19 protein-coding genes are annotated in these 23177 nt (G+C 73.3%); 13 read left to right on the top strand and 6 right to left on the bottom strand.

The window, feature by feature from the left end:
• Nucleotides 1-208: 208 nt before the first annotated feature.
• The 7 genes from J7F03_RS31590 to J7F03_RS31560 all read left to right on the top strand — a co-directional run bounded on the left by J7F03_RS31590 (nt 209) and on the right by J7F03_RS31560 (nt 8396).
• Nucleotides 209-895, top strand: a complete 687-nt coding sequence (locus J7F03_RS31590) for a two-component system response regulator (RefSeq protein ID WP_214955567.1) — start codon at nt 209-211, stop codon at nt 893-895.
• Nucleotides 896-1063: 168 nt separating this feature from the next.
• On the top strand, nt 1064-3808 hold the full coding sequence (locus J7F03_RS31585; protein WP_214955566.1) for a DNA translocase FtsK: 2745 nt from the start codon (nt 1064-1066) through the stop codon (nt 3806-3808).
• A 305-nt stretch (nt 3809-4113) separates the two neighbouring features.
• Entirely contained in the window at nt 4114-5007 is an 894-nt protein-coding gene (locus J7F03_RS31580) for a helix-turn-helix domain-containing protein (protein ID WP_214955564.1), read from the top strand.
• Nucleotides 5008-5121: 114 nt separating this feature from the next.
• Nucleotides 5122-6615, top strand: a complete 1494-nt coding sequence (rimO, locus tag J7F03_RS31575) for a 30S ribosomal protein S12 methylthiotransferase RimO (RefSeq protein ID WP_214955562.1) — start codon at nt 5122-5124, stop codon at nt 6613-6615.
• Nucleotides 6612-7268 carry a CDP-diacylglycerol--glycerol-3-phosphate 3-phosphatidyltransferase gene (pgsA, locus tag J7F03_RS31570; protein ID WP_214955560.1) on the top strand — a complete coding sequence of 219 codons (657 nt, stop codon included), beginning with the start codon at nt 6612-6614 and terminating at the stop codon, nt 7266-7268. Before rimO ends, pgsA begins: the two co-directional genes overlap by 4 nt.
• Before the next feature lie 158 nt (nt 7269-7426).
• Entirely contained in the window at nt 7427-7906 is a 480-nt protein-coding gene (locus J7F03_RS31565; RefSeq protein WP_214955587.1) for a CinA family protein, read from the top strand.
• Nucleotides 7907-8015: 109 nt separating this feature from the next.
• Nucleotides 8016-8396, top strand: a complete 381-nt coding sequence (locus J7F03_RS31560) for a helix-turn-helix domain-containing protein (RefSeq protein WP_007266936.1) — start codon at nt 8016-8018, stop codon at nt 8394-8396.
• 501 nt (nt 8397-8897) lie between these two features.
• On the opposite strand, the gene J7F03_RS31555 is transcribed toward J7F03_RS31560, so the two are convergent.
• From J7F03_RS31555 to J7F03_RS31545, 3 genes are all read right to left on the bottom strand, one after another.
• Nucleotides 8898-9665, bottom strand: a complete 768-nt coding sequence (locus tag J7F03_RS31555) for an SDR family NAD(P)-dependent oxidoreductase (RefSeq protein WP_214955558.1) — start codon at nt 9663-9665, stop codon at nt 8898-8900.
• Nucleotides 9666-9701: 36 nt separating this feature from the next.
• Nucleotides 9702-10634: an Fpg/Nei family DNA glycosylase gene (locus J7F03_RS31550; RefSeq protein ID WP_214955554.1), complete on the bottom strand. Its 933-nt coding sequence runs from the start codon at nt 10632-10634 to the stop codon at nt 9702-9704.
• Between the two features lie 506 nt (nt 10635-11140).
• A complete protein-coding gene (locus J7F03_RS31545; RefSeq protein WP_214955553.1) occupies nt 11141-15733 on the bottom strand; it encodes an ATP-dependent helicase in 4593 nt (1530 codons plus the stop codon).
• Between the two features lie 80 nt (nt 15734-15813).
• Between J7F03_RS31545 and J7F03_RS31540 the strand changes: the two genes are divergently transcribed.
• Both J7F03_RS31540 and J7F03_RS41500 read left to right on the top strand, forming a co-directional pair.
• On the top strand, nt 15814-16662 hold the full coding sequence (locus tag J7F03_RS31540) for an AraC family transcriptional regulator (protein WP_214955551.1): 849 nt from the start codon (nt 15814-15816) through the stop codon (nt 16660-16662).
• 10 nt (nt 16663-16672) lie between these two features.
• The gene (locus J7F03_RS41500; protein WP_251072768.1) at nt 16673-17947 is read left to right on the top strand and encodes a DUF2716 domain-containing protein; all 1275 of its coding nucleotides are present in this window, start codon (nt 16673-16675) and stop codon (nt 17945-17947) included.
• Here J7F03_RS41500 and J7F03_RS31530 read toward each other — a convergent pair whose 3' ends face one another.
• Nucleotides 17948-18751: a nucleotidyltransferase domain-containing protein gene (locus J7F03_RS31530; RefSeq protein WP_214955550.1), complete on the bottom strand. Its 804-nt coding sequence runs from the start codon at nt 18749-18751 to the stop codon at nt 17948-17950.
• A 66-nt stretch (nt 18752-18817) separates the two neighbouring features.
• Here J7F03_RS31530 and J7F03_RS31525 point away from each other — a divergent pair, with 66 nt between their 5' ends.
• Nucleotides 18818-19537, top strand: coding sequence for an AzlC family ABC transporter permease (locus J7F03_RS31525; RefSeq protein ID WP_251072767.1), 720 nt, complete (start codon nt 18818-18820; stop codon nt 19535-19537).
• A complete protein-coding gene (locus J7F03_RS31520; RefSeq protein ID WP_214955546.1) occupies nt 19534-19842 on the top strand; it encodes an AzlD domain-containing protein in 309 nt (102 codons plus the stop codon). The genes J7F03_RS31525 and J7F03_RS31520 overlap by 4 nt, the downstream gene beginning before the upstream one ends.
• Here the strand turns inward: J7F03_RS31520 and J7F03_RS31515 are convergent.
• The gene (locus tag J7F03_RS31515; RefSeq protein ID WP_214955544.1) at nt 19811-20785 is read right to left on the bottom strand and encodes a hypothetical protein; all 975 of its coding nucleotides are present in this window, start codon (nt 20783-20785) and stop codon (nt 19811-19813) included. The genes J7F03_RS31520 and J7F03_RS31515 overlap by 32 nt on opposite strands.
• Nucleotides 20786-20866: 81 nt before the next feature.
• On the opposite strand from J7F03_RS31515, the gene J7F03_RS31510 reads away from it, so the two are divergent.
• Together J7F03_RS31510 and J7F03_RS31505 are read left to right on the top strand one after the other, a co-directional pair.
• On the top strand, nt 20867-21061 hold the full coding sequence (locus J7F03_RS31510) for a DUF3046 domain-containing protein (RefSeq protein ID WP_214955542.1): 195 nt from the start codon (nt 20867-20869) through the stop codon (nt 21059-21061).
• A 242-nt stretch (nt 21062-21303) separates the two neighbouring features.
• A complete protein-coding gene (locus J7F03_RS31505) occupies nt 21304-22434 on the top strand; it encodes an AI-2E family transporter (RefSeq protein ID WP_214955583.1) in 1131 nt (376 codons plus the stop codon).
• Here J7F03_RS31505 and J7F03_RS31500 read toward each other — a convergent pair.
• A complete protein-coding gene (locus J7F03_RS31500; RefSeq protein WP_214955540.1) occupies nt 22373-23131 on the bottom strand; it encodes a Clp protease N-terminal domain-containing protein in 759 nt (252 codons plus the stop codon). The genes J7F03_RS31505 and J7F03_RS31500 overlap by 62 nt on opposite strands.
• Nucleotides 23132-23177: the final 46 nt, after the last annotated feature.

Genomic DNA, 23177 nt, shown 5'->3' with positions numbered 1-23177 from the left:
CCCGAGGGAACCTTCTGCCCTCCCACCACGTTTCCGCTTCGTGCACAGTGACATCTTGGTGACAGGGTGTGGCGATCTCGGGACTGGGGCTACGATGACCGGCACAAGGACGGACGGCGCAAGGATGCCATCCTCTGGGGCGGGGCCCGGCACACAGGCCGGTGCCAGGAGCCGGGGAGGCCCCATGCCGGGGCGAGGAGGACAGGGCATGGTGCAGAAGGCCAAGATCCTCCTGGTCGACGACCGGCCGGAGAATCTGCTGGCGCTGGAGGCCATCCTCTCCGCGCTCGATCAGACCCTGGTCCGGGCGTCGTCGGGGGAGGAAGCGCTCAAGGCGCTGCTGACGGACGATTTCGCGGTCATCCTGCTGGATGTGCAGATGCCCGGCATGGACGGCTTCGAGACGGCCGCGCACATCAAGCGGCGGGAGCGGACCCGGGACATCCCGATCATCTTCCTCACCGCGATCAACCACGGTCCGCACCACACCTTCCGCGGGTACGCGGCGGGCGCGGTGGACTACATCTCCAAGCCCTTCGACCCGTGGGTGCTGCGGGCCAAGGTCTCGGTGTTCGTGGAGCTGTACACGAAGAACTGCCAACTGCGCGAGCAGGCGGCGCTGCTGAGGCTCCAGCTGGAGGGCGGCGGTTCCAACGGTTCGGCGGACGGCTCCAAGGAGACCGCCGGCCTGCTGGCGGAGCTCTCCGCGCGGCTCGCCGCGGTGGAGGAGCAGGCGGAGGCGCTGACCAAGCAGCTCGGCGAGGAAGCGGCCGATCCGGCGGTGGTGGCGACCGCGGCCCACCTGGAGCGCAAGCTCACCGGACTGCGCCGGGCGCTCGACGCGCTGGAGCCGGGTACCAGCGGCGGAGCCGCCGTGCTGCCCGCACAGGGCTGAGATCCGTCGGGGCCCGTCCGCGGGCCCGCTTGGCGGTCCGTCAGGTCTGGCGGTGCGTCAGGGCAGGGCCCGGGCACGGGCATCTCCGGCGGAGTCCGGGGACGACACGAACGGGTGAAGGGGTGGGCACGCGTGTCCACCGGGGCGCGCACCGGTAACCTCGGGCCCATGGCCTCAAGTACGTCCGGTAAGGGTTCCCAGAGCACGGCGGGCACCGCGAAGGGCCGCACCGGCCGTACGACGGCGCCGGCGAAGAAGGCTGCCCCCGCGCGCAAGCCGCCCGCGAAGAAGGCCGCTCCCGCCAAGCGCGCCCCGGTCAAGAAGGTCGCGCCGAAGCCGGCACCGTCCCCCACCGGGGGCGTCCTGCGGCTGGTGCGCGCCATCTGGCTCGGCATCGCGCACGCGGTCGGCGCGGTATTCCGCGGTGTCGGCCGGGGTGCGAAGAACCTGGACCCCGCCCACCGCAAGGACGGCCTCGCGCTGCTGCTCCTCGCGCTCGCGCTGATCGTCGCCGCCGGGACCTGGTCGAATCTGAGCGGGCCGGTCGGGGACCTGGTCACCATGCTGGTGACGGGTGCCTTCGGGCGGCTCGACCTGCTCGTGCCCGTCCTGCTCGCCGTCATGGCGGTACGTTTCATCCGCCATCCCGAACAGCCCGACGCCAACGGCCGGATCGGCATCGGGCTCTCCGCGCTCGTCATCGGGGTCCTGGGGCTCGTGCACATCGCCTGCGGGGCCCCCGGGCGCGACGAGGGCACCACCGCCATGCAGAACGCGGGCGGGCTGATCGGCTGGGGCGCCTCCAAGCCGCTGATCTTCACCATGGGCGCGCCGCTGGCCGTCCCGATGCTGGTGCTGCTCACGATCTTCGGCTTGCTGGTGGTCACGGCCACTCCCGTCAACGCGATCCCGCAGCGCCTGCGCGGTGCGGGGATCCGGCTGGGGATCATCGCGCCGAACGAGTTCGACGAGGGGTACGGCGAGCAGGGGGAGAGCTCGGGCCGGCACGACGCCGAGCAGTGGCGGGCCCGTGCCGGCGAGATCGGCCGGGGAGAGCCCGAGGACGCGGCCGAGGAGGAGGCGCTCGCCCGGCGGCGCCCCCGGCGGTCCGCCGCCCGGCCGGCCATGGACCGCGAGATGGACGCCGTCGACGTGGCCGCGGCGGCCGCCGCCGCCCTGGACGGGGTGGTGTATGGCGGGATGCCGCCCTCCCCGCTGGTCGCCGACCTCACGTACGGCATCGCCGTGGAGAGCGAGGGGGTGGAGATCACCGCTCCGGTGCCCTCCGCCCGCGAGGAGAAGCCCCCCGCGGTCGCGGCCCCGCCGCACGACACCACGGCGGCGGCCTCCGGGACGCTGTCCGTCCCCGATCTGACCAAGGCCCCGCCCGAGACCCAGGCGCTGCCGCCCCGCGCCGAGCAGCTCCAGCTGCGCGGGGACATCACGTACGCCCTGCCCTCGCTGGACCTGCTGGAGCGCGGGGGGCCCGGCAAGACCCGTAGCGCCGCGAACGACGCGGTGGTCGCCTCGCTGACGAACGTCTTCACCGAGTTCAAGGTCGACGCGAAGGTCACCGGTTTCACCCGCGGCCCGACCGTGACGCGCTACGAGGTGACCCTCGGCGCGGCGGTGAAGGTGGAGCGGATCACGGCACTGGCGAAGAACATCGCCTACGCCGTCGCCTCGCCGGACGTCCGGATCATCAGCCCGATCCCGGGCAAGTCGGCCGTCGGCATCGAGATCCCGAATTCCGACCGCGAGATGGTCAACCTCGGCGACGTGCTGCGCCTCGCGGACGCCGCCGAGGACGACCACCCCATGCTGGTCGCGCTCGGCAAGAACGTCGAGGGCGGCTATGAGATGGCCAACCTCGCCAAGATGCCGCACGTGCTGGTCGCCGGCGCCACCGGCTCCGGCAAGTCCTCCTGCATCAACTGCCTGATCACCTCGGTGATGGTGCGGGCGACCCCGGAGGACGTCCGGATGGTGCTGGTCGACCCCAAGCGGGTGGAGCTGACGGCGTACGAGGGCATTCCGCACCTGATCACGCCGATCATCACCAACCCCAAGCGGGCCGCCGAGGCGCTCCAGTGGGTCGTGCGGGAGATGGACCTGCGCTACGACGACCTGGCGGCCTTCGGGTTCCGGCACATCGACGACTTCAACCAGGCGATCCGCGACGGCAAGATCAAACTGCCGCCGGGCAGCGAGCGGGAGCTCAGCCCGTATCCGTACCTCCTGGTGATCGTCGACGAGCTCGCCGACCTGATGATGGTGGCCCCGCGCGACGTGGAGGACTCGATCGTCCGCATCACCCAGCTGGCCCGCGCGGCCGGCATCCACCTGGTGCTCGCCACGCAGCGGCCCTCGGTGGACGTGGTGACCGGTCTGATCAAGGCGAACGTGCCCTCGCGGCTCGCCTTCGCCACCTCCTCGCTCGCCGACAGCCGGGTCATCCTCGACCAGCCGGGCGCGGAGAAGCTCATCGGGAAGGGCGACGGGCTGTTCCTGCCGATGGGCGCGAACAAGCCGGTCCGCCTCCAGGGCGCCTTCGTCACCGAGGCCGAGATCGCCGGGATCGTGCAGCACTGCAAGGACCAGATGGCGCCCGTCTTCCGCAACGACGTCACGGTCGGGCAGAAGCAGACGAAGGAGATCGACGAGGAGATCGGCGACGACCTGGACCTGCTGTGCCAGGCGGCCGAGCTGGTCGTCTCGACGCAGTTCGGGTCCACGTCGATGCTCCAGCGCAAGCTGCGGGTGGGCTTCGCGAAGGCGGGCCGGCTGATGGACCTGATGGAATCGCGGGGGATCGTCGGGCCGAGCGAGGGCTCGAAGGCGCGCGACGTGCTGCTGAAGGCCGACGAGCTGGACGGAGTGCTCGCGGTCATCCGGGGGGAGACTTCCGACTAGCGGGCGGCGGTGGACCGGGGCGCCGCGGGCGGTGGGGGGTTTCGGTGGACCGGCGGCGGGGCGGTGGAGGGGCGGCGGCGGACCCGTGGCGGACGCGGCGCGCGCAAAGGATCGGGAGGCGGCCGTTTCTCCTGGGGCCGCGTCCAGTTGAGGAAGGTGGCGGCGCCTTCCGGGCCGCCGCACCGGGCGGGAGCCCCGTAGCCATTCGTATGGCGTAGGAAGGCCCCCCTCCGGTTGCCCCACCCTTTCGTCACCCCCCTAGACTGGACATCCAGCAGGTGGCTACACGCTCGAAAGGCGCCCTCGTGTCCATCGGCAACTCCAACTCCCCCGAAGAAGAGCGGCCTTCGACCGACGACCGGTCCGAGGACCGCATCGTCGAACGTTCCGTCGAAGAGCCGTCGATCGGGACGGCCCTCAAGAAGGCCCGGATCGCCGCCGGGCTGACTGTCGACGAGGTCAGTTCCACCACCCGCGTGCGCATTCCGATCGTGCACGCGATCGAATCCGACGACTTCACGCGCTGCGGCGGCGACGTCTATGCCCGCGGCCACATCCGTACGCTCGCCCGCGCCGTGGGACTCGATCCGGCACCCCTGATCGAGAGCTACGACGCGGCCCACGGCGGGCGGCCGGCACCCACCCCCGCCGCGCCGAGGTTCGAAGCCGAGCGGATCCGCCCCGAGAGGCAGCGGCCCAACTGGACCGCCGCCATGGTCGCCGCCATCGTCGCCGTGATCGGCTTCGTCGGCTTCACCGCCTTCGGCGGCGACGACAAGGACAAGCAACCGGTGGCGGAAGGCTCCGCCTCCCCGAAGCCCGCACCCACGCCGAACGCCGGGAAGCCCTCGGTCCAGGCACCGAAGGCACCTCAGGCCCCCAAGCCGGAGCCCTCGGACAGCGCCATCGCCGCCGCGCCCAAGGACCTCGTCACGGTCGTCCTGACGGCCAACGACGGCGAGAGCTGGATCTCGGCCAAGGACCACAGTGGCCGGCTCCTCTTCGACGGCACGCTCGCGCAGGGCGAGTCGAAGACGTTCACGGACAAGGAGTCCATCGACCTCGTACTCGGCGACGCCGGGGTCGTGAAGCTCTTCGTGAACGGCAAGGAGATCAAGGACGAATTCCAGCCCGGACAGGTGGAACGTCTCACATACACCAAGGACGACCCGCGTCAGGGACAGGCCCAGGCGGGCTGACCAGCAAGGAATAACGAATTCCGGATCCCCGGGGTGCTGCGCCGCACCCCGGGGATCTTGTCGTACCGGGACGGGAGGCGGGGGCCGGCGCCGGGACGAAGTAGTCTTGAGTCCATGCCCGAACGCCGTACCGTCGCCCTTGTCACTCTTGGCTGCGCCCGTAACGAGGTGGACTCGGAGGAGCTCGCAGGCCGCTTGGCGGCGGATGGCTGGGAGCTCGTCGAGGACGCCGCCGATGCGGACGTAGCCGTCGTCAACACCTGCGGCTTCGTCGAAGCCGCCAAGAAGGACTCCGTAGACGCCCTGCTGGAGGCCAACGATCTCAAGGATCACGGCCGCACGCAGGCCGTCGTAGCCGTCGGCTGCATGGCCGAGCGCTACGGCAAGGAACTCGCCGAAGCGCTCCCCGAAGCCGACGGAGTGCTCGGCTTCGACGACTACGCCGACATCTCCGACCGCCTCCAGACCATCCTCAACGGCGGCATCCACGCCTCCCACACCCCGCGCGACCGGCGCAAGCTGCTGCCGATCAGCCCGGCGGCGCGCCAGGACGCCGAGGTGGCGCTCCCGGGCCACGCCCAGGAGCCGGAGGCTTCCCCCGAGGACCTCCCGCAGGGCGTCGCGCCCGCCTCCGGGCCGCGCGCGCCGCTGCGCCGCCGCCTGGACAAGAGCCCGGTCGCCTCGGTCAAGCTGGCCTCCGGCTGCGACCGGCGCTGCTCCTTCTGCGCCATCCCGTCCTTCCGCGGCTCCTTCATCTCCCGCCGCCCCAGCGACGTGCTGGGCGAGACGCGCTGGCTCGCCGAGCAGGGCGTCAAGGAGATCATGCTGGTCTCGGAGAACAACACCTCGTACGGCAAGGACCTGGGCGACATCCGCCTGCTGGAGACCCTGCTGCCCGAGCTGGCCGAGGTGGACGGCATCGAGCGCGTCCGCGTCAGCTACCTCCAGCCCGCCGAGATGCGGCCCGGACTGATCGACGTACTGACCTCGACCCCCAAGGTCGTCCCGTACTTCGACCTCTCCTTCCAGCACTCGGCGCCCGACGTGCTGCGCGCCATGCGCCGCTTCGGTGACACCGACCGGTTCCTGGAGCTGCTGGACACCATCCGCACCAAGGCCCCGCAGGCCGGCGTCCGGTCCAACTTCATCGTCGGCTTCCCCGGCGAGAAGGAGTCGGACTTCGCCGAGCTGGAGCGTTTCCTCACCAACGCGCGGCTCGATGCCATCGGCGTCTTCGGCTACTCGGACGAGGACGGCACCGAGGCCGTCACGTACGAGAACAAGCTGGACGCCGACACCATCGCCGAGCGCCTCGCCCACATGCAGCGCCTCGCCGAGGAGCTCACCTCGCAGCGCGCGGAGGAGCGGATCGGGGAGACGCTGGAGGTGCTCGTCGAGACGGTCGTCCCGATCGATGAGGCCGAGGAGGGCGAGGGCGCCTACGGGCGCGCCGCCCACCAGGCGCCCGAGACCGACGGCCAGGTCGTCTTCACGGACGGCGCGGGACTGGTCCCCGGGCGTATCGTCACGGCGAAGGTGGTCGGCACACTGGGCGTGGACCTGGTGGCGGAGCCCCTGGGCGTGGACCTTGAGGAGGCGGCCGGATGACCGGAGCCCCGGCATCTGCGGCGGGCGGGACCGGCCGCCGGCCCGCGCCCGGCGCGAAGCTGGGCGCCGCGGCGGTCAACCAGGCCAGTCTGTGGAACATCGCCAACATCCTGACGATGATCCGACTGGTCCTGGTGCCGGGATTCGTGATGCTGCTGCTCGCCGACGGGGGATACGACCCCGTCTGGCGGGCGCTGGCCTGGGCGGCGTTCGCCGTCGCCATGATCACCGACATCTTCGACGGGCATCTGGCCCGTACGTACAACCTGGTCACCGACTTCGGGAAGATCGCCGACCCCATCGCCGACAAGGCGATCATGGGGTCGGCCTTGGTGTGTCTGTCGTTGCTCGGCGACCTGCCCTGGTGGGTGACCGGGGTGATCCTCGGCCGGGAACTCGGGATCACGCTCATGCGTTTCTGGGTCATCAGGTACGGAGTGATCCCCGCGAGCCGGGGCGGCAAGCTGAAGACCCTGGCTCAAGGCACGGCCGTGGGCATGTACGTGCTCGCGCTGACCGGGCCGCTGGCGACCATGCGGTTCTGGGTGATGGCGGTCGCCGTCATCCTGACCGTCGTCACTGGTTTGGATTACATCCGGCAGGCGGTCGTGCTGAAGCGCAAGGGACTTGCCGCGGAGCGTGCCGCTCAGTGAGCGGCACGGCCGGCGGCGGGGCGAGCGGTGTGGCGCACGGTGTGTCGCGTGGCGCGGTAACGCAAGAGGCGGGTGATTCTTCGGTGACTGGTGATGCGGTACGGAATGCCGTCACGGCTGCCGGGGACACCGGAGCCGTTGCGGCCGATGTGCTGCGGATGCTCGCGGAGAGTAACGGTACGGTCGCTGTGGCGGAGTCGCTGACCGGCGGCATGGTGGCCGCCGAGCTCACCGCCGTCCCCGGCGCCTCCCGGTCCTTCCGCGGCTCGGTCACGGCGTACGCCACCGAGCTGAAGCACCGGGTGCTGGGCGTGGACGCGGAGCTGCTGGCCGCCGAAGGCGCGGTGAACGCGCAGGTCGCGGAGGAGATGGCGGCCGGAGTGCGGCGCGTGCTGGGTGCCTCATGGGGCATCGCGACCACCGGAGTGGCCGGTCCGGACGCGCAGGACGGCCGGCCGGTGGGCACGGTTTTCATCGCCGTGGCGGGTCCCGGGAGCAGGAAAACGGCCCGGCTGCGGTTGAAAGGCTCCCGCGCGGAAATTCGTAGGGAGAGTGCACGGACAGTGCTCGAGCTGCTCGCGAGCGAACTCCGCGAGAATCTGCGGGGGCAGGATACGGAACAGGACGGGGGGATTTGATGTTTGCAGCCCTGAGTGAACACGACATCGCTCCCCGCACGGCCGCCGCGCGAGGCGGTACGGTGGGGCGTGAAGGTTACGGCTACACGGTCAGAGGAGGGAGCCACCGATGATTCTGCTCCGTCGCCTGCTGGGTGACGTGCTGCGTCGGCAGCGCCAGCGCCAGGGCCGTACTCTGCGCGAAGTCTCCTCGTCCGCCCGAGTTTCGCTCGGCTATCTCTCCGAGGTGGAGCGGGGGCAGAAGGAGGCATCTTCCGAGCTGCTCTCCGCGATCTGCGACGCGCTTGACGTACGGATGTCCGAGCTCATGCGCGAAGTCAGCGACGAGCTGTCGCTGGCCGAGCTGGCACAGTCGGCCGCGGCAAGCGAACCGGTGCCCGCACCGGTCCGCCCGATGCTCAATTCGGTATCCGTGGCCTCGGTCACGGGTGGCCCGGAGCGGGTGACCATCAAGGCACCCGTGGAAGCGGTGAATGTCGTAGCCGCATGACGCGTTCTCGAGTGTGCTGAGCGCGTAGTGGTCACGCCATGAGCGTGCGAGTGTGGCCGGAGCCCCGGTCGGTGCCTCAGGCACCGACCGGGGCTCCGGGCCGTTCTGGGTGCGGGGGTGCGGGCGTGCGGGGGGTGCGGGAGGATGGGCCCGTCCGGGTCCCCGGCCCCTGGGAGGTGACCGTGCGGCGGTTGCTGCGCATACCCGCGGGCCTGGTCCTCGTGCTGGCCGTGGGCGCCCTGTGGTGGTGGGCCGTGCTCCGGCTGGCGCTGGCGCCGGCCGAGGCGGGGCCCTTGGAAGGTGCGGTCGCCGTCGGTGGGTGGGGTCTGGGGCTGCTGCCCGTGCACTGTGTGCCGGGGCCCGTGCGGAGTCGTCGTGGGGCGGGGCGGCGCGGGGCTGACGGTGTCGGGGGCGATGGCGGTGGTGGTGGCGGGGAGTGGGCCGCCGGGTCGGTGGCCGCCCCGTCGGTGGCTGACGGGTCCGTGACGGCCGGGGAAGCGGCTACCAGGGCATCGAGACTCCACCGTTCGGACGAAGGATCTGGCCCGTCATGAAGGACGAGGCGTCCGAGGCGAGGTAGAGCACGGCCTGGGCGATGTCCTCGGGCTCGCCGACGCGGCGCAGCGGGGACATCCGGGTCATCATCGCCTCCGTCTGCTCCTGGACCTCGGGGCTGTGGCGGCCGGTCATCGGGGTGCGGATCCACCCCGGTGCGACGGCGTTGACGCGGATGCCGTGGGGTCCGACCTCGGTGGCAAGGGTCTTGGTGAGCTGTACGACGGCGGCCTTGGCCGCGCTGTAGCAGAGCAGGCCGGGCTGGGCGGCGTCCACGGCGCCGGAGGCCATCGTGATGATCGAACCGGGACGGCCCGCCGCGATCATGGAGCGGGCGGCCTCCTGGCAGGTGCGCAGGACGCCCTTGAAATTGATGTCCAGGACCCGGTCGAGGTCCTCGTCGGCCGTCTCCAGGACGCTGCTGCTGTGCATGATCCCGGCGATCGCGGCGGTGATGTCGAGCGGGCCGGCCTGCGCGACGGCGGCCTTGACGGCGGCGCGGTCGGTCACGTCGAGGGGGTGGACTTCTGCCTGCCCGCCCGCCTTGGTGATCAGCTCGGCCGTCTCCTGGAGGCCCTGGGCGTCGCGGTCCGCGCAGTGCACGGCCGCCCCCGCCCAGGCGAGGAGTACGGCGGTGGCGCGGCCTATGCCGCTGGCGGCGCCGGTGACCAGGGCGGTGCGGCCGGTGAGGTCGTACGGAGTGGGTGTGGGCATGCGGGGACGGTACGACCGGATCTGACGGAGCGTCAACTATGGCGTAGGGCCGGATTGGCAGCGGGGGCACCAGTACGTGGGGCGGCCGTCCTGCGGGGCCTCGCGGACCGGGGTGCCGCAGCGCAGGCAGGGGCGGCGGGCGCGGCCGTAGACGAAGAGGTCCTGACCGGGCCGGCGGCTGCCGGTGGTGTTGCGGCGGCGGTCCTTGTTCGCGTCGAGGAGCCGGTGCGCGGCGGCCGCGAGGCGGGGGAGCGTGGCCTGCGGGATGTCGCCGACGGAGGTCCAGGGGGTGAGCCGGGCGAGGAAGCAGAGCTCGCACTTGTAGATGTTGCCGATGCCGGCCAGGTTGCGCTGGTCGAGGAGAGCCTCGCCGAGGGGGCGCCCGGGGGCGGCGAGGAGGTTCGCGGCGGCGACCTCCTCGTCCCAGTCGGGGCCGAGGAGATCGGGGCCGAGGTGGCCGACGGCGCGGTGCTCGTCGGCGGTGCGGATCAGTTCGACGACGGGGAGACGGTAGCCGACGGCGGTGTGGTCGGGGGTGGCGAGGATGACGCGGATCTCGTGGGCGGGGCCTGCGGGGCCTGCGGTCTTGGCAGCTTTGGCCGTCTTGGCGGGGCTGGTGGTGGGGGCGGCGCCGGGGCCGGCGGCGGGCGGGCCGACGGTGGTGGCAGGACCGGTCGCGGCGGTGCCGGTGCCGGGGGCAGGGAGGATGCGCCAGGCGCCGTCCATGCGGAGGTGGGTGTGGAGGGTGAGGGGGGTTGCGGGTTCGCGGGTCGGGGCGTCGAGGTCTGCGGCCGGGCCGAAGCGGATGAGGAGGTGCTTGCCCCGGGAGACGACGCCGAGGATGGTCCTGCCGGTGAGGTCGGCGGTGGCGAAGCGGGGGACGCGGAGGTCGGAACGGGTGATCACCTTGCCCGCGAGGGCGTCGCGGAGCCGGGCCGCGGTGCGGTAGACGCTGTCGCCTTCGGGCATGGACCCAATTGTCCCGCGCGGGTGGTGTCGTGCGGGTGGTGGCGGTGGCGGTGCCTTGCGGGCTCGGTGGGCGGTGCCGGGGCCTGTGCCTGTGCCTGTGCCTGTGCCTGTGTTGGCGCCGGGCTCGGGGCCTTCCGGGCTCGGTGGGCGGTGCCGGGGCCTGTGCCTGTGCCTGTGCTGGCGCCCGGCTCGGGGGCTTGCGGACTCGGTAGCGGCGCCGGTGGGGGAGTGCTGCGGGCGGAGCGGACGGCCGCTGCGCGGAGCTGCTCCCCGCCCTGCCCTTCCCCCGTTCCCCGGGGCCCGGCCCCGGACCCCGGGCGACTGGCGGCGGTCGGGCCGCGCCCCCGGGCGTGGCCGCGGACTTCCTGGGCGGCCCGCGGCGTCTGGTGCCGTGCACGGCAAGGCGGAGAGGGCGCCTCGCGTACTGGACGTACTCGGGAGCCCCGACGACGCGGCCACGTGCGGTGCCAGGCGTCGCGGGCCCGGCGAGATCCGGAAGGGACGGTCTAGCGGAGGCGGAGGCCGCGGGGGGTGGCGTGGAAGCCCGCGGCTTCGATGGGTGGGGCGTAGGGGGAGGTCAGGGAGGCGGCGGCGTTGATGCGTTCCACCGTGAGGGCCGGGAGGGTGCCCGTACGGGAGGCCGTGGTCAGGGCTGCCACCGCCGCTGCGAGGCGGGAGTCGTCCGGTGGGGGCCAGGCGAGGAGGGTCTTGCCGCCGCGCTCCAGGTAGAGGGTGAGTTCGCCGTCGACCAGGACCACCAGGGAACCCGCCTTGCGGCCCGGCTTGTGGGTGGCGCCGGTCGGGGGCTCCGGCCAGGGCAGGGCCGCGCCGTAGGCGTTCGCCGGGTCGGCGGCCGCGAGGACCACCGCCGCCAGCGGGGGCGGGGTCCGCTCGGCCGCGCGGAGGCGGTCGACCGCGCCGTCCATGGCGAACTGCGCCGCACCCAGTCCCTCGACCACATAGCCCCGGCGGGCCTGGCCGCTGTCCTCGAAGGCGGACAGGACGCGGTAGACCGCGCTGAAGCCGCCCTCCACGCCTTCGGCGGCCACCGCGCCCCGGGTCACCACGCCGTGGCGGTCCAGCAGGGTGCGGGCGAGGGCGTGCGCGCGGTGGGTCGGGTCGGGGGCGTGGACCGGGAGCAGGGACCAGCGGCCCGACACCGTGGGCGGGCCCGTACGGGAGACCGTGGCGGTGAGCGTGCCGTAGCGGCCGCGCGGGACGGTGCGGCGCGCACGGTGGGCGGTGGCGCCGGCCGTGCGGCCCGAGCCGAGCAGGGAGCGCAGGGGGGCGAGGGTGTCGTTGGTCAGGCGGCCCGACCAGGCCAGGTCCCAGAGGGCGGAGGAGAGGTCCGCGTCGGAAATCTCGGGGTGCCGGGCGCGCACCGACTCCGTGAGCTGGCGGAAGAACAGGCCGTAGCCGCCGGAGAGGGCGTCCAGGAGGGCCTGGTGGACCGGGGTGAGCTCCAACGGGTGTGGCGGCGGGAGGAGGAGCGGGGCCGCCTCCGCGAGGTAGAGGGAGATCCAGCCGTCCTTGCCCGGCAGAGCCCCCGCACCCGCCCAGACCACCTCGCCCGTGGTGGTCAGGTCGTCCAGGAGCGTCGGGGAGTAGTCCGAGACCCGGGACGGGAGGATCAGGCGTTCCAGCGCGGAGGCCGGAACCGGGGCGCCTTGCAGCTGTTCGATCGCGCGGGCCAGCCCGTCGATGCCGCGCAGGGCTCCGCCCAGGTGCTGCCACTGGGGGAGGAAGGTGGCGAGGGAGGCGGGCGGGACAGGCTCCAGCTCCTGGCGCAGCGCCGCCAGCGAGCGGCGGCGCAGCCGGCGCAGCACTGTCGCGTCGCACCACTCCTGGCCGATGCCCGCCGGATGGAACTCGCCCTGCACCACCCGCCCGGCCGCCGCGAGCCGGTGCAGCGCGCCGTCCGTCACGGCCGGGCCCAGACCGAAGCGGGCGGCGGCGGTGGCCGTGTTGAAGGGGCCGTGCGTGCGGGCGTACCGGGCGAGGAGGTCGCCGAGCGGGTCCTTCACCGGTTCGGTGAACGCCTCGGGGACGCCCACCGGGAGCGCCGTGCCCAGCGCGTCCCGCAGCCGGCCCGCGTCCTCGATGGCCGCCCAGTGGTCCTCGCCGCCGATCCGGACCCGGATCGCCCTGCGGGACGCGGAGAGGGACTGCGCCCACGCCGGGTCCGCGCCGCGCGCGGTGAGCTCCGCCGGGGTGAGCGGGCCCAGCATGCGCAGCAGGTCGGCCACGGACTCGGCGCCCTTGGCCCGCCGGTCCTCCGTCAGCCACTGGAGCTCCCGCTCCAGCTCCGCTAGTACCTCCGGGTCCAGGAGCTCGCGGAGCTCCGCCTGGCCCAGCAGCTCGGCCAGCAGCCGGGAGTCCAGCGACAGCGCGGCCGCCCTGCGCTCGGCGAGGGGCGAGTCGCCCTCGTAGAGGAACTGGGCGACGTAGCCGAAGAGGAGGGAGCGGGCGAAGGGGGAGGGCTCGGGGGTGGTGACCTCGACGAGGCGTACGCGGCGGGCCTCGATGTCCCCCATCAGCTCGGTCAGGCCCGGTACGTCGAAGACGTCCTGCAGGCACTCCCGTACGGCTTCCAGCACGATCGGGAAGGAGCCGAACTCCGAGGCCACCTGGAGGAGCTGCGAGGCGCGCTGGCGCTGCTGCCACAGCGGGGTGCGCTTGCCCGGGTCGCGGCGCGGCAGCAGCAGGGCGCGCGCCGCGCACTCGCGGAAGCGGGAGGCGAACAGCGCGGAGCCGCCCACCTGATCGGTGACGATCTGGTTGACGTCTCCGTGGTCGAAAGCCACGTCCGCCGCGCCGAGCGGGGGCTTCTCGTCGTCGAAGTCGAAGGACCGGTCCCGCGCCGGGTCGTGGTCCAGCAGGTCCAGGTCCATGCCCAGCAGGTCGGCGTCCGGCAGGCGCAGCACGATGCCGTCGTCGGCGTGCATCACCTGCGCGTCCATCCCGTACCGCTCGGAGAGGCGGGCGCCGAGGGCCAGCGCCCACGGGGCGTGCACCTGGGCGCCGAAGGGGGAGTGGACGACGACCCGCCAGTCGCCGAGCTCGTCGCGGAACCGCTCGACCACGATGGTCCGGTCGTCCGGGACGTGGCCGCAGGCCTCGCGCTGTTCGGCGAGGTACGACAGGACGTTCTGGGCGGCCCAGGCGTCCAGGCCGGCCGCCAGCAGGCGCAGGCGGGCGTCCTCGTCCGCAAGGCCGCCGAGCTCGCGCAGGAACGCGCCGACCGCGCGGCCCAGTTCGAGCGGGCGCCCCAGCTGGTCGCCCTTCCAGAACGGCAGGCGGCCCGGGACCCCGGGGGCGGGGGTGACCAGGACGCGGTCGCGGGTGATGTCCACGATCCGCCAGGAGGTGGTGCCGAGGGTGAAGACGTCGCCGACGCGGGACTCGTAGACCATCTCCTCGTCGAGCTCGCCGACCCGGCCGCCGCCCTTCTTCGGGTCGGCGCCGGCCAGGAAGACGCCGAAGAGGCCGCGGTCGGGGATGGTCCCGCCGGAGGTGACCGCGAGCCGCTGGGCTCCGGGCCGGCCGGTGATCGTACCGGCCACGCGGTCCCACACCACCCGGGGTCTGAGCTCGGCGAACGCGTCCGACGGATAGCGGCCGGCCAGCATGTCCAGTACCGCCGTGAACGCCGATTCCGGCAGCGCCGCGAAGGGCGCCGCCCGCCGCACCAGGGCGATCAGGTCGTCCAGCTGCCAGGTGTCCATCGCGGTCATCGCGACCAGCTGCTGGGCGAGGACGTCCAGCGGATTGGAGGGGACCCGCAGGGACTCGATCGAGCCCGTGCGCATCCGCTCGGTGACCACCGCGGCCTGCACCAGGTCGCCCCGGTACTTGGGGAAGACGACACCGGTGGAGACCGCGCCCACCTGGTGCCCGGCCCGGCCGACGCGCTGGAGTCCGGAGGCCACCGACGGCGGGGACTCCACCTGGATGACGAGGTCGACCGCGCCCATGTCGATGCCGAGCTCCAGGCTGGAGGTGGCGACCACGGCGGGCAGCCGGCCCGCCTTCAAGTCCTCCTCGACCAGCGCCCGCTGCTCCTTGGAGACCGAGCCGTGGTGGGCGCGGGCCAGTAGCGGCGGCGCGCCCAGGGCGGCGCCCGACTGGGCCATGATCTCGGCCGGGGGCGTGCCCTCGGGCAGGGGGCTTCCCATGGCACGCTCGTACGCGATCTCGTTGAGCCGGTTGCACAGACGCTCGGCGAGGCGGCGGGAGTTGGCGAACACGATCGTGGAGCGGTGGGCCTGGACCAGATCGGCGATCCGCTCCTCCACATGCGGCCAGATCGACGGTTTGTCGCCGCCCTCCTTGCCCTCGGTGGCGGGGGAGCCGCCCAACTCGCCCATGTCCTCGACCGGGACGACCACCGACAGGTCGAACTCCTTCGTCGACGGCGGCTGGACGATCTCCACCTTGCCGCGCGGCGCGAGGTAGCGGGCCACCTCGTCCACCGGCCGGACCGTCGCCGACAGCCCGATCCGGCGCGCGGGCCGCGGCAGCAGCTCGTCCAACCGCTCCAGGGACAGGGCGAGATGGGCGCCGCGCTTGGTCCCGGCGACCGCGTGCACCTCGTCCAGGATCACCGTCTCGATCCCGGCCAGGGCGTCGCGGGCCGCCGACGTCAGCATCAGGAACAGCGACTCGGGAGTGGTGATCAGGATGTCCGGCGGCCGGGTCACCAGCGCCCGCCGCTCGGCCGGCGGGGTGTCGCCGGAGCGGATCCCGACCCGGATCTCCGGCTCCGGTAGGCCGAGGCGCACCGACTCCTGCCGGATCCCGGTCAGGGGGCTGCGCAGATTGCGCTCCACGTCCACCGCCAGGGCCTTCAGGGGCGAGACGTACAGCACCCGGCAGCGCTTCTTCGCCTCGGCCGGCGGCGGGGCCGACGCGAGCTGGTCGAGGGCGGCGAGGAAGGCCGCCAGGGTCTTGCCGGAGCCGGTGGGGGCCACCACCAGCACGTCCGAACCGGCTCCGATCGCCCGCCAGGCACCCTCCTGGGCGGCGGTGGGCGAGACGAAGGCCCCCGTGAACCAGGAGCGGGTCGCGGGGGAGAACGAGTCGAGCGCGGTTCCGGACATGCCCCCATCGTGCACCCGCCCACTGACAACCGGCCGGACCTGCGTAAACGCCCCGACCGGCCGGGGCGCAGAATGGAGGGATGGGGACGGGCACCGGAGCGGACGAGGGCCGCCGGGAGTGGGCGCGGCACTGGCAGTACGCGGAACTGCCCGGGCTGGACCTGCTGCGCGCCCACTACGTCCGCCACACCTTCCCGCGCCACGCCCACGACGGCTACGTCATCGCGGCCGTCACCGGCGGCATCGAGGAGATCGGCCTGCCGGGCGGCACCGTCCGAGCAGGCCCCGGCAGCGTGGTCCTGATCAACCCCGAGGTCGCGCACACCGCCCGCGCCGGAGTCCCCGAGGGCTGGGCCTACGCCACCCTCTACCCCTCCCGGGCGCTGATCGCCGAGGTCGCCGACGAGATCGGCACCCTGCGCGGGACCCCCGGATTCACCGCCGACATGGTCGCCGACCCGCAGGCCTCGCGGGTGATCGCGGAAGTCCACCGGGCCGCCGAGGCGGGGAACGCGCTGGTCGCCGACACGCTGCTGCGCGGCGCCGTGGCCCGGATGCTGACCCGGCACGCCGGGCCGCTGCCCGCCCGTACGGTACGCCGCGCGGGCGCCGCCGACGCCGAGCGGGCCCGGGCCGTACTGGAGGAGCGGATGGGCGAGCCGCCGTCGCTGGAGCAGCTCGCGGCGGAATTGGGGACGAGCCCGTTCGCACTGCTGCGGGCCTTCCGGGAGCGGTACGGCATGCCGCCGCACACCTGGCTGACCGACGCCCGGGTCCGGCGGGCGCGCCGGCTGCTCGACGCGGGGACCCCGCCGGCGGAGGCGGCCGTCACCGTCGGCTTCACCGACCAGCCGCACCTGAACCGGCACTTCACCCGCATCGTGGGGGTACCGCCGGGCGCCTACCGGCGGGAACGGGCGGCCGGTTAGGGTCTGGATCATGGACCGGTCGGAGCGGGCGAGGGTGTGGGCCGCGTACACGGCGCAGGTGCGCGGGCTGGTGCCCGAGTGGCCGCCGCCGGGCGCGGTGGTCGAGCAGGACGGGCCCCTCGTACGGACGCACTACGGCACGCACGGCACGGTCGGCCACCAGCCGCTGACGCACATCGCGCGCGCGGAGCTCGCCGCACTGGTGCGCAGGCAGCAGGCGGCCTTCGGGGCGCGCAACGAGCCGGTCCAATGGAAGGTGTACGGGGCCGACCCGCCGGCCTTGGCCGAGGAGTTGGAGGCGGCCGGGTTCACCGCCGATCCGGAGCGGTCGCTGCTGGTGGCGGAGTTCAAGGCGATCGCCCCGAGGAGGGACGCCCGGGTGCGCTCCGCCCTCCCGGGCGCGCGGGTACGCGAGCTGGCTGCCACGAGCGGTCCGCACGCCAGGCCGCTGGCTGAGGTGGAGGCCGACGGCTGGGCCGCGTACGGCAGAGGCGGTCGGGGGGACACCGTGGTCCTGGTCGATGGAGCCCGTGTGACCGCCGCCGGGTGGGCGGGACGCTTCGCGGACTCGGACTTCGTCGTCATCGGCGGGCTGACCGGGCCGCACGTCGCACTCGTGGCAGCTTTCGCCCCACTGGCGGAGAAGGCCTACCTCTTCGGGCACGCGGCGCCGTACTGCGTCGCCGAGGCCGACGGAGAGCTGCGCACCGCACTGTCGGCTGCCGGGTTCGTGGAGCTCACGACGGTGCGCACCTACCGCCGGCTCCCGGCCGGCAGCCCGGCCCTGACCCGGCCGGTCCGGGAGACCAGGGCCGGGGACGAGGACCGGCTCTGGGACCGCTTCCACGAGGAGTTCGGCTTCCGTCCCAGCATGAATCGGTTTCCCGGCATCGATGAACCCACCCCGTCGGCCACCTGGTCCCTCGAAGCACTGGACGGCGAGGAGGAGAAACTCGGCGCCCTCGACGAAAATGTCAACCGTGCTTTGACGGAGCTCACCCGCCCGGGGGAACTGCTGTGCTTCCTCGACTGGCAGCACACCGGCTACGTCTTCGACCCCCACCGGGTGGGCGGACCCGGCAGGCCCCGTTGGCCGGGTGCCGTACACCCCGACGGCGACTACTACCTCAACGTCCACCCCGACCTGCGCTTCGGCACCTTCGGCCATCCCTGGGAGCAGACCCTCTGCGTCTGGGGCGCCGGACTGCTCGCCGCCGTGGAGGAGGAGCTCACGCGACTGCTCGGCGAGCCGGTCCGCCGCCGGGACGGCACGGACACGACCTAGCTAGGCGAGCGCCGCGCGGGTCTCCTCGACCAGGGCGCGGGCCGCGGCCACCGTCGACGTCAGGGACTCCGCGGTGGTGCCGGGAGCGCCCAGCAGGGCCCGTACGCGCTCGCCGAAGCCGGTCGGCGCGCCCGGCAGGAGCTCGGCGGCGGCCAGCGCGCCCTTCTCGTTGAGGCACCAGCGCCGGTCCGCGGCGAACAGCGCCTGGACCAGGACGCCGAAGGCCTTGGACAGGCTCAGCGAGACGTACAGCCCGTCCGCGCGGGCCGCGCCCTTCGCCGCGCCCGCGACGAGGAAGTCCGCCTCCCAGGCCCCGGCGATCAGGGAGTCCCGCAGGGGCTCGGGATACTCCGAGGTCTCGGCGCGCAGGCGCGCCAGCTCGCCCGACGGATCCGCGAGGACCTGGCCCAGGGCCACCTCGCCCGGGTAGCAGGGGGACCAGAAGCCGAGAGGGTGTCCCGGCTGCACCCCCACCTCGTAGCGGCCCGCGCGGCAGTCCTCCCACACCCGCTCCACCCGGTCCAGGTCCCGCAGGATCCAGTCCACCGCCACGCCGTCCACGCGCAGCCACGCGCCGCCGTTGACCCAGGGCCCCCAGCCGCCCGGCCCGGCGACCTCCACGTCCGGTCCCGCGAGCGCGCCCAGAGCGGCGAGGTCGAGGGCGCCGCCGCGGTAGTAGACGCCGAGGTCCCAGTCCGATTCCGGCCGGTGTTCGCCGCGCGCCCGGCTGCCGCCGAGCATGACTCCGCGCACGCCCGGTACCTGGGCCAGCCGGTCTGCCATTTCCTTGATCATTTCATGCATGGTGCAAGAACGTACAAGACCAGGACGGCGCTCCCTCCGTATTTTCGGGGCGTGGGAGAACATCGGATGGCCATACAAGAGTTTCCCGACCAAGAGGTCCCCGGCGGGGCCCCGGCCGTGAACAAGCCGCGCGCCGCCGTCGTACGGGACGCGCTCGGCGTCGGAGTGGCGGTCGGCCTGTCCGGGTTCGCTTTCGGGGTGACGGCCGCCGGGTCCGGGGTCAGCACCCTGCAGGCATGCGTACTCAGCCTGCTGGTGTTCACCGGGGCCTCGCAGTTCGCGCTGGTCGGGGCGCTGGCCGCGGGCGGCAATCCGTTCACCGCCGCCGCCGGGGCCTTCTTCCTCGGAACCCGCAACGCCTTCTACGGACTGCGGCTGTCCCAGCTGCTCGCCCTTCCCAAGGGCGTACGGCCCTTCGCCGCGCACTGGGTGATCGACGAGACCACCGCAGTGGCGCTCGCCCAGCCCGACCGGAAGTCGGCGCGGCTCGGCTTCACCGTGACCGGGCTGAGCCTGTACGTCCTGTGGAACCTCACCACCCTGCTGGGCGCGCTCGGCGCCGAGGCCATCGGGGACACCGACGCGTGGGGGCTGGACGCCGCCGGGCCCGCGGTCTTCCTCGCGCTGCTCGCGCCGATGCTGAAGACGGCCACCGAGCGGGCCGTCGCCGCACTCGCCCTGGTCCTCGGACTCGGCCTGCTGCCCGTACTGCCCGCAGGCGTTCCCGTGCTCATCGCGGCACTGGCCGCCCCCCTGATCCTCTGGCTGAAGGGACGCCGCTCGTGAACGTCTGGATCGCCATCGGGCTCACCGTCGTCGGCTGCTACGCCGTCAAGCTCGCCGGACTGCTCGTCCCCGCCGGAGCCCTGGAGCGGCCGACCGTGCGCAAGCTCGCCGCGCTCCTGCCGGTCGCGCTGCTCGCCGCGCTCACCGCCCAGCAGACCTTCGCCACCGGGCACGAGCTCGTACTCGACGCCCGTGCCGCCGGACTCGCGGCCGCCGGGGTCGCGCTGCTGCTGCGGGCCCCGTTCCTCGTCGTGGTCGCGGCGGCCGTCGTCGTCACCGCGGGGCTCCGGGCGCTGGGAGGGTAGCGCCGGCCGGCGGCCAGCCGTACGCGCGCAGCGTCAGCAGCGCCTCCAGCGTGGCGATCGGCCGCCGCTCCAGCGAGCTGCCCGGCGCCCACTCCCCGCGGTGCACCGGCCAGCCGCCGTCCGGCTGCTGCAGCCCGGCCAGGTAGTGCAGCGAGCGGCGCACTTCCGCATCCGTGAACCAGCCCCGGGCCAGGGACCGCGGGTGGCGGGCGAAGTCGTGCGGGTAGAGGTGCTCGCCCGGCGCGTGGCCGGGCACCGGCGGGTACGGGTCCTGCCGCGCCGGGTCCAGTACGACCAGCCGACGCTCGCGCACCAGCCGCCCCAGCCGGTCGGCGGCCGCCGAGGCCCGGGCCCGGTCGGGGACGCCGTCCAGGAAGGCCACCGCGCCCTGGATCTCGTACGGGTTCGGATGGCGCATGTTCTCCACCCGGTCCCAGCAGAACTCCGTCGCCCGGAACAGCCACGCGTGCCAGACCCGGTTGCGGTGCAGGATCCCGACGATCGGGCCGGTGGCCGGCAGGTCGCCGGGCGGGTCGTCGTACAGCGGGTGGTACGGGGCCGCCGGATAGCCGCCCGGGCCCGGGGAGGTCACCGCGAGCGCCCCTTCCGGGGTGGAGACCCGGGCCAGGTGCTCGCAGAGCCGCTCGATGCGCTGCCCGGCGCAGCGGCCCAGGCCGTCCAGGACGCGCAGGGCGTGGGCGGTGTGCAGCGGGTGGCTCAGCGGGCCGCGCAGATCCGGGTCGAGGGCGTGGCCGTACCCGCCGTCGCCGCCGAGGTACGCGCCGAGGGCCGCGTCCACCGGGTCGGCGTCCCCGCCGAGGAAGTGGAACGCGAACCGCCGCTGCTCCAGGACCCGGGCCGTGAGCCAGATGAACTGCTCGGCGCGGGCCGGCGCGTTCGCCGCCGTCGGCGCCGCCGGGGCGCAAGCTTCGTCTCCAGGCATGCGAGAAACCGTAGGGGCCGGTGATGCGCCGAGGGGGCCCGAACGGGACCGGTGCACTCTCCGGGGCGGGATACTGGGGGCATGCGGTTGACGATTTTCTGGGAGCGGATGGCCGAGCACTTCGGCGCGGGCTACGCGGACTCCTTCGCGCGGGACCACGTCATGACGGAGCTCGGGGGCCGCACGGTCCACGAGGCGCTGGACGCGGGCTGGGAGGCCAAGGACGTGTGGCGCGCGGTGTGTTCGGCGGTCGACGTGCCTGCCTCGCTGCGCTGAGCGCGGCGGGCCCGCGCCGCTCCTCGTACGGGCGGCCGGTGGGACAGACTGGACGCGTGGCAGCGACTGATGAGACGACGACCGGCCCGCGGCCCGAGCGGGTCCCCGCAGGCCAGGGCCCCGGCCCGGGGGCCGATGCCGGGGCCGGCGCGGAGAGCGGGCCCGAGACCCGCCCCGGGAGCGGCCCCGGGGACCCGCCCGGTGGGGGCGCGGCCCCGGCTCCCGCCTCGGCGGACGCGCGGATGCCGCGCTGGCTGCCGCGCGCTGTGGTCCTCGTACTGGCCCTCGTCGCCTGCTTCCAGCTCGGCAGCTGGGCCTTCCACCAGCTGATCGGGCTGTTCGTCAACATCCTGATCGCGTTCTTCCTCGCGCTCGCCATCGAACCCGCCGTGGCCGGGATGGCGGCCCGGGGCATGCGCCGCGGGTTCGCCACCTTCCTGGTGTTCCTCGGGGTGTTCGTCGCGTCCGCCGGGTTCGTCGCCCTGCTCGGCTCGATCCTCGCCTCACAGATCGTCGAACTGGTGGAAGGCTTCCCGGGCTATCTCGACTCGGTGATCGGGTCGATCAACGACACCTTCCACACGGACGTGTCCCGGCTGGAGATCCAGGACAGCCTGCTGCGCTCCGACTGGCTGCAGAAGTACGTGCAGAACAGCGCGAGCGGCGTGCTCGACGTGTCCGCCACCGTGCTCGGCGGGCTCTTCAAGCTGCTGACGATCGGGCTGTTCTCCTTCTACTTCGCCGCCGACGGGCCGCGGCTGCGGCGCGCCCTGTGCTCCGTACTGCCGCCCGCGAAGCAGGCGGAGGTGCTGCGGGCGTGGGAGATCGCCGTCACCAAGACGGGCGGCTACCTCTACTCGCGCGGGCTGATGGCGCTGGTCTCCGGGGCCGCTCACTACGTCCTGCTCGCCACGCTCGGCGTGCCGTACGCGCCCGCGCTCGCGGTGTGGGTGGGGCTGGTGTCGCAGTTCATCCCCACCATCGGCACCTACCTGGCGGGCGCGCTGCCGATCCTGCTCGCCTTCTCGGTCAGCCCCTGGTACGCGCTGTACGTACTCGGATTCGTGGTGGTGTACCAGCAGTTCGAGAACTACGTGCTCCAGCCGAAGCTGACCTCGAAGACCGTGGACATCCACCCGGCGGTGGCCTTCGGATCGGTCATCGCCGGCACCGCCCTGCTGGGCGCGGTCGGGGCGCTCGTCGCGATCCCGGCCACCGCCACGATGCAGGCGTTCCTCGGCGCGTACGTGAAGCGGTACGCGGTGACGGAGGACGGGGCCTCCGGGGCCTCCGGGGCCTCCGGGGGGAGGACTACTCCTTCCCGGGGGCGCCGAGTACGGATTCCAGGGCTTCGGCGACGGTCGCCTCGGTAGCGGCCTTGTCGAGGCCGAGGGAGGCGAGCACGCCTTCGCCGTCCTCGAGTTCGAGGAGGGCGAGGAGGATGTGCTCGGTGCCGACGTAGCCGTGCCCCAGGCGCAGGGCTTCGCGGAAGGTGAGCTCGAGCGCCTTCTTGGCGGCGGCGTCGAAGGGCACGAGCTCAGGGACCTCGGCGACGGGCGCGGGCAGGACGGCGGTCACGGCGGCGCGCACGTCCTCCAGCGCGACCCCTTGCGCCCGCAGGGCGATCGCGGCGAGGGACTCGGAATCGGCGAGCAGGCCGAGGACCAGGTGGGCGGCGGCGATCTCGGTGTTGCCGGCCGCGCGGGCCTCGTTCTGGGCGGTCACGACGACGTTGCGGGCGCGGGGCGTGAAACGGCCGAAGCCCTGGGCGGCGTCGACGTCGTTGCCTTCCCCGGCCTTGTCGGCCTTGGGGACGAAGCGCTTCTGGGCGGCCTGGCGGGTCACGCCCATGCTGCGGCCGATGTCGGTCCAGGACGCGCCGGAGCGGCGGGCCTGGTCGACGAAGTGGCCGATGAGGTGGTCGGCGACGTCCCCGAGGGCCTCGGCGGCCACGACGGCGCCGCTGAGCTGCTCGAGGGTGTCGGTGTGGACCTTCTTGATGGCCTCGATGAGGTCGTCGAGGCGTACCGGATTGGTCATGCGAACGGGTTCCACCGAAGGGTTCGTCATGAGTGCAACCCTAGGTTGACAGTCGAAAGGGTGTCAACCCTCGGTT

Origin of the sequence: Streptomyces sp. ISL-43 (genome assembly GCF_018614195.1) — a bacterium.
Classification (GTDB): Bacteria; Actinomycetota; Actinomycetes; order Streptomycetales; family Streptomycetaceae; genus Streptomyces.
Note: the sequence above shows the minus strand (reverse complement) of the source record. Positions and strands in the feature narration are given on the sequence as shown.